This is a genomic window from Vagococcus allomyrinae, from assembly GCF_017829975.1.
GTDB classification, from domain to species: domain Bacteria; phylum Bacillota; class Bacilli; order Lactobacillales; family Vagococcaceae; genus Vagococcus_D; species Vagococcus_D allomyrinae.
Map to the genome: position 1 here is coordinate 57,519 of NZ_JAEEGA010000017.1, position 14,602 is coordinate 72,120.

Sequence of the window (14,602 nt, forward strand, 5' to 3'; positions counted from 1 at the left end):
GTTTAAACAAACTTTTCGACTCACCCTTACTTGGCATAGACGTCCTCATACAAGGCACTCGCTTCAGGCATCTCGCCTGCTTCTGCAAATGCCACCGCCTCTTCAATGGCTTCCTTGGCCTTTACACGAATCACTTCCGCTTGCTCTTCCGTTAAAATTCCCGCTTCTATAAAACGTTCTTTAGCCAATTTAATTGGATCACGTTGTTTGCGCCACATTTCTTCTTCTTCTTTGGTCCGATATTTTTTAGCATCTGATTTAGAATGGCCTTTCCAACGATAAGTTAAGGCTTCAATCATCGTTGGACCTCCCCCACTTCTAGCTTTTTCAACGGCCTCATAGGTAGCGTCAATCACCTCAATCAAATTATTGCCATCAATCGTTACACCCTCGATCCCATAAGCGATGGCCCGATCGCTTAATTTATCAACTCGAGCCATTTTTTTAATTGAGCCACTCATGCCATACTGATTGTTTTCAATGAAGTAAACCACCGGTAACTGCCAAATTGCCCCTAAGTTAATCGACTCATGAAAGCTTCCTTCGTTGGTAGAACCATCACCAGCGTAACATAAGGCCACACGATCCTGTCCTTTCATCTTAGCGGTTAGAGCAGCGCCAGTGGCAATCGGATAACCACCGCCGACGATACCATTTGCCCCTAAATTACCAGTCTCCAGTTCAGCGATGTGCATCGAGCCGCCTTTGCCTTTGTTCGTCCCGTTAGTCCGACCAAATAATTCAGCCATCATGCCCTTTACATTGGTACCTTTCGCAATGGTTTGCCCATGACCACGATGGGTGGCGGTAATCCAATCAGTCTGCCTTAAAACCGCACCACTTCCTGCTGCCGACGCTTCTTGTCCGACAGCTAGATGGGTAGTGCCATGAATCAAACCGCGAGCAAATAATTGATCCACCTTTTCATCAAAGAAACGGATGGTCCACATCGTCTCATATAATGCCACTAACTCTTTATCTGTTAAGCCTGCCTTGTTAGGTATCGAAATACTCATTAATCTTTCTCCTCTCACTGCTTAAATACACCAAACTAATCGTCTTTCTTTAATAGTGCTTTTGCGGTTGTGGCATCTGTTACTAGGATATCAATCAACCCGCCTTGGATTGCTGCGTGAATGCCATCCACTTTATCTTGGCCACCTGCTACGGCAATCACATTGGGAATTTTTTTCAAATCGGCTAATTCCAGGGTTAACACTCGCTGATTCCAAGCACACTCACTTAAACTGCCATCTGAATCAATAAAGTTATAACAAATATCTCCGACTACCCCGGAATCATCTCCGATCACTGAGTCATCGACTTCATTGATGTAGTATTTAGTCATCGTTGAATAGACCGGTAAGCCGCCGATCCCCACTAAGGCGATATCAGCCTGACGAGCTAAATTGAAGGACTCTTTGATAAAAGACTGTTCCATAAAGACACGCTTGGCTTCCACCGTATCCACCACAACTGGCGCATGCAATTCCGTCCGAATCCCACCTGTTTGTTTGGCCAACATTTCACAGATAACATTGGCCTGATGATTGGTGTGATCGGATCCCAATCCGCCAACCAAAGGAACAAAGGTCACGGTTGGCATTTGTAAGTTTGTCGAAAAAGCAATCGCTACTTCCTTGACCGTTGTCCCAGCTGAAACCCCGACAATCGAATTAGGTTTCATAATGCGGGCTAAGTATTTCTCAGCTGCCCCACCTAATCGTTTTTTGAGTTGAGACTCGCCAGTCGGGGAGATACACACAACATCATTTAAAGTAAATACCCGTTTCAATCGTTCCTCTAGTTGACGATAAGGGTGAAGCTGCTCATCATGAATAATAATTTCAACTAAGCCGATGTCTCGTGCTTTAGATAAATATTTGGAGACTAGAGAACGACTGATATTAAATTTTTTCGCCACGTCAATTTGTTTAGCACCTTCTTCATAATACATGTGAGCAACTTCAATCAACAATCTGGAATCATCTGAATAAGCCATTCTCCGCCATCCTTTCTAATAACTAAAACATATTTCATCGCCTTCATTAATGCTTGGTACTTGATGGGGTTCGAGAGAGACTGACCCTGGTAAAAGTTCTTGATCTGGTGCTAAATCGAAATAGAAAGAGGCATGTCCCAACTCCTTGAGACTGCTGTTAGCTAAGTTGCCAATCTCCTTTACCCGATATTCCTGACTGCCAAAATAGATCTTGCTTCCGACTTGGAGCAAATCACTTGTTGGCTCCTCCTGATAATCATGAAGAACACAAACCTCCTTAAGCCCCTCTGGAGCTGTTGTATTAAATAAAATAATAATCGGCTCGTCCTCAAAGAATGCAAATTCACCAATTTCTTTTACGATTGATTTTACCATTGATGGTTCCCCTCTCTGTTCTTAATCTTTAGCCAAACGTTTGGTTTTGTAATTGACGTAACTGCCAAACGGTCGTTGATTGATCCAATTCCACATCGTCTTCTGTCACGAAGGTCCCTGTCGGAATGTCTCGTTTTGCCACAACCACTCCCGAAATTAACCCGATTGGAATATGGCCCCCAGACTTCATATCACCATGAGTTTCCAGAACCCCTCTGACACAATAGCCGCCAATACCGTCAAGCCGTTCGCCAGCTTTAATCGCTTTTTTCGTCACCGCAACCGTTTCCGAAACCGGTGCTCCCATTGGCACAATCGCATGGTCCTGATGAATGACTGCCTTAGCAATGGTTAAAGGCGTTTCTAAACTGGCTAAGTGGAAGGGGCGGTAGAGAATATGATGATCTTGATCACCAGCCTTCATCAAGTAATTTAACTCGTGGCGGACCCCTTCATTTTGCCCTTTCACAATCACAAAAACACCTGGCGCTAGCCCATCGACGTATTCCACAACTCCATAACGGTCCAAAACACCGCCTTCAGATTTCAAGCGCAGCTTTTGTACCACATCGGTTAGGGTCGCCGAGACACCGTGCATGCCCACCTTATCAGGAATAAAGCCAATGGCATTAGACAGTAAGTTCATTTCAGCCATGGTTTTGGTGCCATCTTGGAAGGCTGCTAGCATGTGAGACGCCATTGCCTTGCTATCAGCTTCTTCTTGACACGTATCAGGATTTGCTCCCACTCTTAGTTTATTATTTTTGCCCTTGCCAGCTACAACCACTTCCATCCCCATTGATTTAGCAAACTCATATAACTCCGTTGTCGCTGCCGGTTCATCACCATCAGATCCTGTGTACACTAACCCGGCAGAATCAAATAGTTTATGCATAAGTGGTCCAATCGTAATATCAATTTCAACATTTAGTAAGACAAGCTGTTTCTTAGCCAGTAACGCTTCTAAAGCGATTTTTGCGCCAACCTCTGGGACACCTGTGGCATCGACAACAACCTCAACCTGTGGGGAGTGTACAATTTCTTTAAAGTCAGTAGAAGTTTGTACCTGATTCTTTTTATTATCTGATGCTAAATAGGCATCTGCCGCTTTTTGCGCATTACTTAAGTGAATGTCACTGATTCCCGTCACAATCATGCCCGGAATCGAACTGATTTGAGCGATCATCCCGAAACCCATTTGCCCTGCGCCAATAACACCGACTCGAATAGGATTTCCCTCTTTTTCTCTTACTAAAAGTTCTTGATAAATTGTCATGTTCCTTCCTCCTCGTTTGAAAAGTTCCTCATTCCATATTTAGTAATAACTGAAAATCAAATAAAAAAGTAACGGTTCTATTTATCTGATTTTCAGAAAACTAGAACGAAAAACCAAGCTGTTTAACATATGCTACGCGTAAAGTCATATGACACACTGAAAGCATACAATTTATCGGAAACGCTGTCAACAGTTTAACGTGAAAAAGCAAGCGCGTTCAAACATTGTCACATATGGCTTTTGCTTCATTTTTCACAAGTGTAACATATGTGAAAAGCAGTGGAATAATTTACAAACATATTGACTTTTTCATTTTTCCTGTTTAGGATACAGGTATAAACCGCTTTCAAAAAAATGGAGAATGAGGAGGATATCTGTATGGAATATTGGGGCATTATTGCGCTACTTGTCAGTTGCTGGTTACTACAAGTTTTGCTGTCAATGAAACAGTCCAAGCATTATCAAGAGAGTTTAAATGAAATGAAGAAATTGCCTACTGGTCACATCGGTGTGGGCATAGCAAAAGCAAAATTTAATATAGGAAGTGGTGTTATTGTAATTCTAGCAACTGACCTACAAGGTAACGTCATTGAGTTACGGGAAATGAAAGGAATGACCGTTTTCTCACGCTTTAAAAAAAGGACACCCTTAATTGGCAAACACATCAGCCAGCTGAGCAGTGTTGTGAAAAAGCAAGAACGTTCGGCTCTAGAACAAGCCATCTCACTAATCAATCAAGAACGAACTAAAGCAAAACTCGGATTACTCAGTATGTAAAGAAAGAAACGGAGGACTTATACAATGGATTTTTTAGTTAAACTAGCAGAAGGCTTTATCGGGATTTTTAACGCTGGGGGTGAAAACCTCATGGGACTTGTCACAGGGATTTTACCCACCCTGATTGTTTTACTGACATTTGTTAACGCATTAGTCGCCATGATCGGTGAAGAACGGGTCACTAACTTTGCAAGAATGTGTACTAAAAATATTATTTTACGTTATTCTATCTTCCCCTTGCTTTCGGTTTTCTTTTTGACCAATCCGATGTGCTATTCATTCGGACGCTTTTTGGATGAAAAACAAAAACCAGCTTTTTATGATTCAGCGGTCTCGTTGGTTCACCCTATTACAGGGCTTTTCCCCCATGCAAATGCTGGTGAGTTATTTGTATGGACTGGGATTTCATCAGGTTTGACAACCCTTGGTTTATCGATTATGCCACTGGCTGTCAGATATTTCATCGTCGGAATGATTGTTATTTTAATCAAAGGGATTGTCACTGAAATGCTCACCAAAGCCATGTGGAAAAAATCTGACGCAACAGCAACTAACCAATAGAAGGAGCACTTAACATGACTAAACAAGTAATCGTCTCTAAAGGACCAAAAGGTTGGGGAGGTCCCTTAACTCTAGAAAAAACCGCCACTAAAACCGTAGTGGCCTCAGTCACTGGCGGCGGTATTCATCCCGTCGCCCAGAAAATTGCTGATAATCTTGGAGTTCCCGCCATCGACGCTTTTAAAGAAAAAGTCGAACCTGAAAACATGATCGCCGTTGTCATCGATTGTGGGGGCACTGCTCGTTGTGGCGTCTATCCCAAATTAAATGTCATGACCATTAACTTACATGCTACCCCGCCGGCTGGTCCTTTAATGAAATTTATTAAGGAAACCAATTTTGTTTCAGGGGTAACAGAAAAACAAGTCGAACTACTTACTTCTAATACGGCGACTACTGAATCCACTGTCGAGTTAGCAGAAAGTTCAACAGAGCCTGAAAATCAGACGATAGAAGATCAAGCCGGAAAAGGATTAACAGGCTTCATCACTCGTATGGGCCGCTCCATCGGTCGCGTTGTTGGCCTCTTCTATCAAGCTGGTCGGGATACCATCGACATCACCTTAAAAACGATTCTGCCCTTTATGGCCTTTGTTAGCATGCTCGTTGGGCTGATCAATTACACAGGCATTGGCAATCTGATCGCCACAGCTGTTAAACCTTTAACAGGCAATGTCTTCGGCTTAGTCATTTTAGCCTTTATCTGTACCATTCCCGTCATGTCGCCTATCCTCGGACCAGGAGCCGTTATCGCCCAAGTGGTCGGGGTGTTGCTGGGAGTTGAAATTGGCAAAGGGACAATCCCACCAGCCATGGCATTACCCGCCCTCTTTGCTATTAACGCTCAGGCCGGAGCCGATTTTGTCCCTGTTGGCTTAACTCTAGCTGAAGCAGAACCTTATACCGTCGAGATTGGCGTACCAGCTGTGCTTTTTTCTAGAATGTTTACTGGGCCCCTCTCTGTGTTAATTGCTTGGGTCTTTAGTTTAGGTATGTATTAACCTTGTCATACATTAATTTTAAATATTCTCAAAAAAACACCCCCTCATCTCAGATGAAGGGGTGTTTTCACTCTTTATTTATCGCTTAACATAGCGTCTTCTGCAGCCATTTTAGCTTCGATATCGCTAATGCTATAAACATTTTCACTTGCCACACCAATTTCTTTTGGCTCCATGTTGCGGTATTTTGGCATACCAGTACCGGCAGGAATAATCTTACCGATGATAACATTTTCTTTCAAACCAAGTAGTGGGTCTTTCTTACCACGGATCGCCGCATCTGTAAGGACACGTGTCGTTTCTTGGAAGGACGCAGCTGACAAGAAACTATTCGTTTCAAGTGAGGCTTTAGTAATTCCAAGTAAGACTGGACGACCTGTCGCAGGTGTTCCACCAGAGATAAGAGTGGTGTAGTTCTCTTGTTTAAATTCAGAAATATCAATTAACGTACCTGGTAAGATATCAGTGTCACCTGGGTCCATTACGCGGACTTTACGCAACATTTGACGAACCATTACCTCGATATGTTTATCACCGATTTCTACCCCTTGCATACGGTAAACTTTTTGTACTTCTTTTAGCAAGTAGTTTCCAACAGAAATCACATCACGAATTTGCAATAATTGTTTAGGTTCAATTGATCCCTCTGTTAATGGGTCACCACGATGAATAATATCACCTTCAGCAACCTTTAAGCGAGAGGTGTAAGGAACCGCATAAGTACGTGTATCAGTTTTCCCTTTAATCGTCACTTCTCGAGTACGAGTCGCTTGATCTTCAGAAATTTCAATCACGTCACCTGTTACCTCTGTAATGACCGCTTGCCCTTTCGGATTCCGCGCTTCCACAATTTCTTGGATACGAGGCAACCCTTGAGTAATATCATTACCGGCAACCCCACCTGTATGGAAGGTACGCATGGTTAATTGGGTACCAGGTTCACCGATGGATTGTGCCGCAATTGTTCCAACTGCTTCTCCAACCTCAACGTCAAGACCTGTGGCCATGTTACGTCCATAACAGTGTTTACACACACCATGTGTTGTGTTACATGTAAAGACGGAACGGATCGTCACTTTTTCAACGCCAGCTTCAATCACTTGTTTCGTTAAATCTTCCGTGATCATTTCATTTCTCGCTACAATCACTTCACCTGTTTCAGGGTGTTTGATCGTCTTACGAGCATAACGACCTAGCAGACGTTCTTCCAGTGTTTCAATGATTTCATTGCCTTCTTTAATGGCCATTACTTCAAGACCGCGGTCAGTGCCACAATCCTCTTCACGAATAATAACATCCTGAGCCACGTCAACTAAACGACGGGTTAAGTAACCTGAATCGGCCGTTTTCAGAGCGGTATCGGTCATGCCTTTACGGGCTCCATGGGTTGAGATAAACATTTCCAAGACCGTTAATCCTTCACGGAAGTTAGAGATGATCGGTAATTCCATGATCCGGCCATTCGGTGCGGCCATCAAACCACGCATACCAGCTAACTGAGTAAAGTTAGAGATATTACCACGGGCACCAGAATCACTCATCATAAAGATTGGGTTTTTGTCATCCAAACTTTCCATCAGTTTTTGCTGAATGTCATCTTTAACGGCATTCCAAATCCCAATTACTCGTTCATAACGCTCGTCATCTGTAATCAGACCACGACGGAATTGTTTGGTAACATTTTCAACTTTTGTATGAGCATCTTCAATCATTTCATGTTTTTCATGTAAGACCACGATATCGGCAATCCCTACGGTCATCCCAGCAATCGTTGAGTGTTTATAACCCAAGTCTTTCATTCTATCCAACATTCTTGAGGTTTCAGTAATTTTGAATCGTTTGAAGACCTCTGCAATGATATTACCTAAGTTTTTCTTCTTGAATGGGCCTAATAATGGCTGCTCTTTAATATAAGCAGGAATATCCGTGCCATTTTCAACGAAGTATTTATCAGGTGTTTGAATCGTTAAGTTATAATCAGTTGGTTCATTTAAATAAGGGAACTCAGGAGGCATGATTTCGTTAAAAATCGCCTTCCCAACCGTTGTAATCAAGGTGCGCTCACGTTGCCAATCAGTGAAAGGTTTCTCTGGCATTGACGATGTTTGCAAACCAATCCGCGTGTGTAAATGGACATATCCATTCTTCCAAGCTAATTCGGCTTCCTCTACATCACGGAAGACCATGCCTTCACCTTCACGACCATCCTCTTCCATGGTTAAGTAATAGTTACCTAGGACCATATCCTGAGACGGCGTAACAACTGGTTTACTATCTTTCGGGTTCAAGATATTTTGAGCCGCAAGCATCAACATCCGTGCTTCAGCTTGAGCTTCTTCATTAAGTGGCACATGGACGGCCATTTGGTCACCATCGAAATCGGCATTGTAGGCTTCACAAACCAATGGGTGAAGACGAATCGCACGACCTTCAACTAGGACTGGTTCAAAGGCTTGAATCCCTAATCTATGAAGTGTCGGTGCCCGGTTAAGTAAGACTGGGTGTTCTTTGATAACATCCTCTAAAACGTCCCAAACTTCATCTTCTTGACGCTCAATTTTACGTTTAGCATTTTTGATATTGCTGGCAATTTCACGGCCAACTAATTCATGCATCACGAATGGTTTAAACAATTCAATGGCCATTTCTTTCGGCAAGCCACATTGGTACATCTTCAAGTTAGGACCTACGACGATAACCGAACGACCAGAATAGTCAACCCGTTTACCCAGTAAGTTCTGACGGAAACGCCCTTGTTTCCCTTTCAGCATGTGAGACAAAGATTTCAACGGACGGTTACCTGGCCCCGTAACGGGACGGCCACGACGACCATTATCAATCAAGGCATCGACTGCTTCTTGCAACATTCTTTTCTCGTTTTGAACGATGATATTTGGTGCCATTAAATCTAATAAACGTTTCAAACGGTTATTACGGTTAATCACACGGCGATATAAATCATTCAAATCAGATGTGGCAAAACGACCACCTTCCAATTGAACCATCGGACGTAGATCTGGTGGAATCACGGGAATAACATCCATCACCATCCAGCCAGGCTCATTGCCTGAACTACGGAACGCTTCTAAGATGTCCAAACGACGAATCGCACGGGTCCGTTTTTGACCAGAGGCTGTTTTTAACTCTTCTTTTAATTCAAGTACTTCTTTTTCTAAATCAACATCGTCTAATAAACGTTTAACTGCTTCAGCACCCATACCAGCTTGGAAGCCTTGGCCGTACTGATCGCGTTTATCACGATATTCACGTTCTGTCAGCAATTGTTTTTTCTCAAGAGATGTGTCTCCTGGTTCAATGACAACGTAAGAAGCAAAGTAGATGACTTCTTCCAAAGCACGGGGACTCATATCAAGAATCAGACCCATCCGACTTGGAATGCCTTTGAAGTACCAGATATGTGAGACTGGTGCCGCTAATTCGATATGAGCCATCCGCTCACGACGAACTTTTGAACGAGTGACTTCAACGCCACAACGGTCACAAACAATTCCTTTATAACGGATTCGTTTGTACTTACCACAAGCACATTCCCAGTCTTTTGTTGGACCAAAAATTCGCTCACAGAAAAGCCCTTCACGTTCAGGTTTCAGTGTCCGGTAGTTAATTGTTTCCGGCTTTTTCACTTCACCATAAGACCAGCTTCTGATTTTTTCTGGAGAAGCTAAACCAATCTGCATGCTCTCGAATTTATTTACATCGATCAAAAGGTGTTCCCTCCATTCATATATTAAGTGCAAAAAAGTGATAGAAAGAATTAATGCAACCTTAGAGTGGGGCATTTAGTGTCAATGCCACCACTGGCTGGCTGAATTAGTTAAGCTGATTCTTGGGGTTGAGCACCCGCTGTCGCAGCTTATTCACGCGTTCCATCGGGCTACGATTCGGCAATTTCTCACTTAAGGTTTAATCGAAAGTGCCGATTATACCTTAAGTTCGAGATATGCTCATCGCAGAACACCCGCTGTCGCAGCTTATTCTTTCTCTGCGTTTTTTGCGGCTTGTTCTTGGGCGTATTTGGTCAAGGCGTCAACGGTGATTAGATCGTCTTCGTCATCATCCATATCGCGCAGTTCAATCTCTTGATTGTCGATATCCAATACTTGCATATCCAAACCTAGTGATTGTAATTCTTTAACCAATACGCGGAATGATTCCGGTACGCCTGGTTTTGGAATTGGTTCACCTTTAACGATGGCTTCGTATGTTTTCACACGGCCAACCACGTCATCGGATTTGTAGGTTAAGATTTCTTGTAAGGTGTAAGCTGCACCGTATGCTTCTAAGGCCCAAACTTCCATCTCCCCAAAACGTTGTCCACCAAATTGCGCTTTACCACCAAGCGGTTGTTGCGTAACCAGTGAGTAAGGTCCTGTTGAACGAGCATGAAGTTTATCATCAACCATGTGAGCCAGTTTCAGCATGTACATGACACCAACTGATAAACGATTATCAAATGGTTCACCTGTCCGACCGTCGTATAAAACAGTCTTCGCATCTGCTGCCATTCCAGCTTCACGAACGGTTGACCAAACATCATCTTCATTGGCACCATCAAAGACTGGTGTTGCGACATGAATTCCCAATTGACGAGCGGCCATTCCTAAGTGTAACTCAAGAACCTGACCAATGTTCATCCGAGAAGGTACCCCTAATGGGTTCAACATGATGTCCACTGGTGTGCCGTCTGGCATAAATGGCATGTCTTCTTCCGGCATAATCCGTGAGACAACCCCTTTATTACCATGACGTCCGGCCATTTTATCGCCTTCGTTGATCTTACGTTTTTGGACGATGTACACCCGGACTAACATGTTAACCCCTGGTGATAACTCATCGCCTGCTTCACGGGTAAAGATCTTCACATCGTGGACAATCCCGCCGCCGCCATGAGGCACACGTAGAGAAGTGTCACGAACTTCACGAGCTTTTTCACCGAAGATGGCATGTAAGAGACGCTCTTCTGCTGATAATTCCGTTACCCCTTTAGGCGTGACCTTACCAACTAATAAATCGCCATCTTTGACTTCTGCACCAATGCGGATAATACCCATTTCATCTAAATCTTTCAGCGCATCTTCACCGACGTTAGGAATTTCACGCGTAATCTCTTCCGGTCCTAATTTCGTGTCGCGAGCTTCTGATTCGTACTCTTCAATATGAATCGAGGTATAAACATCATCTTTCACCAAACGACGGCTCATGATGATCGCATCCTCATAGTTGTAACCTTCCCATGTCATAAAGGCAACTAAGACGTTTTGCCCTAAAGCCATTTCGCCTTCTTCCATTGACGGGCCATCTGCTAAGACATCACCCTTGTCAACTTTTTCACCTAATGTCACGATTGGACGTTGGTTATAACACATACCAGCATTTGAACGACTGAATTTCGTCGCTGAATATTTATCTAATGTTCCATTTGAACGACGGACACGGATTTCGCTTGAATCAACGTATTCCACCACGCCGTCATGTTTACAAACTAAAGCTGAACCTGAGTCATGAGCGGCTTTGTATTCCATCCCAGTTCCCACGAATGGTGAACGAGGTTGAACCAAAGGCACTGCTTGACGTTGCATGTTCGCACCCATCAAAGCACGGTTGGAGTCATCGTTTTCCAAGAAAGGAATACAGGCTGTCGCTACCGCCACTACCTGTTTAGGCGAGACATCCATGTAATCGACTTTATCAATCGTCACTTCCAAGTTTTCACTTTGAATCCGAGCCATTACCAGCTCTTCCGCGAAGCTACCATCTTCATTAAGAAGCGAGTTGGCTTGGGCTACCATGTAGTGATCTTCCTCGTCAGCTGTTAAGTAGTCGATGTGTTCTGTTACTTTACCTGTTTTGCGATCAACCCGACGATAAGGTGTTTCAATAAAGCCATAAGGGTTAATTTTCGCATAACTAGACAAACTGTTAATCAAGCCGATATTCGGACCCTCAGGGGTTTCAATCGGACACATTCTGCCGTAATGAGAGTAATGTACGTCACGAACTTCATAACCAGCACGGTCACGTGTCAAACCACCGGGCCCTAAGGCTGATAGACGACGTTTATGAGTTAACTCACCTAGAGGGTTGGTTTGGTCCATAAACTGTGACAATTGAGACGAACCAAAGAATTCTTTGATCGACGCAACAACGGGACGAATGTTAATTAATTGTTGTGGGGTCAATGTTTCCGTGTCTTGAATCGACATTCTTTCACGAACCACACGTTCCATCCGAGCTAGCCCGATCCGGAATTGGTTTTGCAACAACTCACCAACTGAACGAATACGACGGTTACCCAAATGATCGATGTCATCTACGTTGCCGATGTCTTCTTGTAAGTTGAAGAAATAACTCATCTCAGCAATCACATCTGCTGGGATAATCGTTTTTTCAGATGGGTCAATTTGACCGTTCCCAATCACATTGACAATCCGTTCTGGGTCTTTTGGTGAAAAGACTTTGATCGTTTGAATCGTCATCGGTTCTGTCACCACACCATCTTCTGATGGGTAGAACGTTTCGTTATTTAAGCCTGCATCCAAGAATGGCTCTAATTTATCCATGACTTCGTGATTAATCACCGTGCCAGTTTCGAATAAAATTTCACCCGTTTCAGGATCGACTAACGTTTCAGCTAAGGTTTGATTTAACAAACGTGTTTTTAAGCTTAATTTTTTGTTAACTTTGTAACGACCAACGCTCGCAAGGTCGTAACGTTTTGGATCGAAGAAACGCGCATTCAATAAGTTACGCGAACTATCTGCGGTTTTCGGCTCTCCCGGGCGTAGACGCTCGTAAATATCTTTTAAGCCTTCCTCCGTACGAGAATCCGATGCATTTTTATGAATGTCTTTTTCTAAGGTTAAACGTAAGCTTTCATTGTCGCCAAAGATTTCCAAAATCGTGTCATCTGATCCAAACCCTAGAGCCCGAACTAAAACTGATAATGGGATCTTACGAGTACGGTCAATCCGCACGTAAGAGATATCTTTTGCGTCTGTTTCCATTTCTAACCATGCCCCACGGTTAGGAATCACTGTCGTGCCAAAACTCACACGGCCATTTTTGTCCAGTTTACTGTTGTAGTAAACACCAGGCGAACGAACTAATTGAGAAACAATAACCCGTTCTGCCCCGTTGATAATAAATGTCCCCATTTCCGTCATTAACGGGAAATCACCAAAGAATACTTCTTGGGCTTTGATCTCACCAGTTGTTTTGTTGTCTAGACGTAAGGTCACATGAATTGGTGCTGAATAGTTTGCGTCGTGCGCACGAGCTTCTTCAACGGTGTACTTCGGTTCCTTCAATTCATACCCGACAAACTCCAGTGATAACTTATCACTAAAATCTTTGATTGGCAGAATATCTTCAAACATTTCTTTTAGACCAACGTCTAAAAACCATTTGTAAGAATTTGTTTGAATTTCAATCAAATCTGGTAATTCTAATACTTCACTGATTCGTGCGAAACTTCTACGTTCGCGATGCTTTCCGTATTTGACTACGTGTCCAGCCAAGCTCTTCACCCCTCTGATTTTTCTCAAAACACCATCTTAATGACATCAATGTTACAAATATTAAAAATCAGTAACAAAAATATTACATCAGCCTTTTTAGGCAAAAAAAAACCAAAAATAGAACATTCTCTTTTTTTTGAGCTTCTACTTTTGTTTTCCTATAAAAAAACGCCAAATGGACAATATTTCACTCGACATTTTCGTGATTTCAGATAGCTTTTGCAACTATCTATTTTATACCTTCTATAGACCATTGTCAATAGCAACCACCTTCTCTTTTCAAAAAAAATAGCTAAACCAGCAAGTGTTGATCCCTTTAGTACTATTTTTGTAATAATCACTAGGCCATTTTTTTCAAAAAGAGCCACCAGCAAGGAAATCCCCTCAGCAGTGGCTCTACTATCGAGCTCCTAACTAAACAATCCAATGGAACTCTTTCCGATTATTTTATGAGAGGCCTCTCCCTAAAATTTAACGCTTTGTAAAATAAAATACCCTTTATCTTTTGCCAATGTCTCAACATTTCCGAATACTTCCGCCATCTTTTTAGCAGCACTTGGCGCTCCTTGTTTCTTTTGAATCACCACTGTTAAGGTGCCACTCGTCGCCAAACGAGAAAAAGCCCCTGTCAATATCTCGTGAACCACTTGTTTGCCTGCGCGAATCGGCGGATTACTGACGATCGCCGCATAAGCCGTCCCTTTGACATTCTCGTAAATATTGGATTCATAGATCTCAACGTTTTTTATGCCATTTTTTTCAGCATTTTGCCGAGCCAAAGCAACCGCTCGTTGATTTATGTCCACCATTTCCACCGGTCGCTCAGAATCAAAGGCCAAAGCAAGCCCCATCGGTCCATAACCACAGCCAACATCAAGGATGGCCCCCGCTGGCAACTGTTCCTCGGAAAAGGTTTCTATCAACAACCGTGAGCCAAAATCGACTGTTTTCTTTGAAAAAACCCCACTATCAGTCGTAAAATTAAATCGTTTCCCCTTTAATTCAAAAACCCATTCCGCAATATCATGAGGAGTACTCGGTTCATTTGTATAATAATGATTATTCGTCATTG

At 43.0% G+C, this 14,602-nt stretch carries 9 protein-coding genes and 1 pseudogene; 3 read left to right on the top strand and 7 right to left on the bottom strand.

Going from position 1 to position 14,602, the window contains the following annotated elements; translation table 11 throughout:
- Positions 1-26: 26 nt before the first annotated feature.
- The 4 genes from I6N95_RS21200 to I6N95_RS21215 are packed head-to-tail and all read right to left on the bottom strand — an operon-like array spanning position 27 to position 3,653.
- Positions 27-1,016, bottom strand: a complete 990-nt coding sequence (locus tag I6N95_RS21200; protein ID WP_209531360.1) for a thiamine pyrophosphate-dependent dehydrogenase E1 component subunit alpha — start codon at positions 1,014-1,016, stop codon at positions 27-29.
- Positions 1,017-1,051: 35 nt separating this feature from the next.
- On the bottom strand, positions 1,052-2,002 hold the full coding sequence (locus tag I6N95_RS21205) for a sugar-binding transcriptional regulator (protein WP_209531361.1): 951 nt from the start codon (positions 2,000-2,002) through the stop codon (positions 1,052-1,054).
- 15 nt (positions 2,003-2,017) lie between these two features.
- Complete coding sequence (locus I6N95_RS21210; RefSeq protein ID WP_209531362.1) at positions 2,018-2,377, bottom strand: PTS glucitol/sorbitol transporter subunit IIA; 360 nt, start codon at positions 2,375-2,377, stop codon at positions 2,018-2,020.
- A gap of 28 nt (positions 2,378-2,405) precedes the next feature.
- Positions 2,406-3,653, bottom strand: coding sequence for an NAD(P)H-dependent oxidoreductase (locus I6N95_RS21215; RefSeq protein WP_209531363.1), 1,248 nt, complete (start codon positions 3,651-3,653; stop codon positions 2,406-2,408).
- A gap of 378 nt (positions 3,654-4,031) precedes the next feature.
- Between I6N95_RS21215 and I6N95_RS21220 the strand changes: the two genes are divergently transcribed.
- Genes I6N95_RS21220 through srlE form a run of 3 tightly spaced genes read left to right on the top strand, consistent with a single transcriptional unit; the run spans position 4,032 to position 5,992 of the window.
- On the top strand, positions 4,032-4,430 hold the full coding sequence (locus I6N95_RS21220) for a transcriptional regulator GutM (RefSeq protein WP_209531364.1): 399 nt from the start codon (positions 4,032-4,034) through the stop codon (positions 4,428-4,430).
- A 24-nt stretch (positions 4,431-4,454) separates the two neighbouring features.
- On the top strand, positions 4,455-4,991 hold the full coding sequence (gene srlA, locus I6N95_RS21225) for a PTS glucitol/sorbitol transporter subunit IIC (protein WP_209531365.1): 537 nt from the start codon (positions 4,455-4,457) through the stop codon (positions 4,989-4,991).
- Positions 4,992-5,005: 14 nt separating this feature from the next.
- A complete protein-coding gene (gene srlE / locus I6N95_RS21230) occupies positions 5,006-5,992 on the top strand; it encodes a PTS glucitol/sorbitol transporter subunit IIB (protein WP_209531366.1) in 987 nt (328 codons plus the stop codon).
- A gap of 74 nt (positions 5,993-6,066) precedes the next feature.
- Here srlE and rpoC read toward each other — a convergent pair whose 3' ends face one another.
- The 3 genes and pseudogenes from rpoC to I6N95_RS21245 all read right to left on the bottom strand — a co-directional run bounded on the left by rpoC (position 6,067) and on the right by I6N95_RS21245 (position 14,600).
- Positions 6,067-9,717: a DNA-directed RNA polymerase subunit beta' gene (rpoC, locus tag I6N95_RS21235; protein ID WP_209531367.1), complete on the bottom strand. Its 3,651-nt coding sequence runs from the start codon at positions 9,715-9,717 to the stop codon at positions 6,067-6,069.
- 270 nt (positions 9,718-9,987) lie between these two features.
- Positions 9,988-13,530: pseudogene (rpoB, locus tag I6N95_RS21240) on the bottom strand (DNA-directed RNA polymerase subunit beta); the annotation flags it as partial.
- 464 nt (positions 13,531-13,994) lie between these two features.
- Positions 13,995-14,600, bottom strand: coding sequence for a class I SAM-dependent methyltransferase (locus tag I6N95_RS21245; RefSeq protein WP_209531426.1), 606 nt, complete (start codon positions 14,598-14,600; stop codon positions 13,995-13,997).
- Between the last annotated feature and the right edge of the window lie 2 nt (positions 14,601-14,602).

What these genes read in the sequence shown, in the direction of transcription:
- I6N95_RS21200 (WP_209531360.1), bottom strand. Translation starts at nt 1,016, where the DNA reads ATGAGTATTTCGATACCTAACAAGGCAGGCTTAACAGATAAAGAGTTA.
- I6N95_RS21205 (WP_209531361.1), bottom strand. Translation starts at nt 2,002, where the DNA reads ATGGCTTATTCAGATGATTCCAGATTGTTGATTGAAGTTGCTCACATG.
- I6N95_RS21210 (WP_209531362.1), bottom strand. Translation starts at nt 2,377, where the DNA reads ATGGTAAAATCAATCGTAAAAGAAATTGGTGAATTTGCATTCTTTGAG.
- I6N95_RS21215 (WP_209531363.1), bottom strand. Translation starts at nt 3,653, where the DNA reads ATGACAATTTATCAAGAACTTTTAGTAAGAGAAAAAGAGGGAAATCCT.
- I6N95_RS21220 (WP_209531364.1), top strand. Translation starts at nt 4,032, where the DNA reads ATGGAATATTGGGGCATTATTGCGCTACTTGTCAGTTGCTGGTTACTA.
- srlA (WP_209531365.1), top strand. Translation starts at nt 4,455, where the DNA reads ATGGATTTTTTAGTTAAACTAGCAGAAGGCTTTATCGGGATTTTTAAC.
- srlE (WP_209531366.1), top strand. Translation starts at nt 5,006, where the DNA reads ATGACTAAACAAGTAATCGTCTCTAAAGGACCAAAAGGTTGGGGAGGT.
- I6N95_RS21245 (WP_209531426.1), bottom strand. Translation starts at nt 14,600, where the DNA reads ATGACGAATAATCATTATTATACAAATGAACCGAGTACTCCTCATGAT.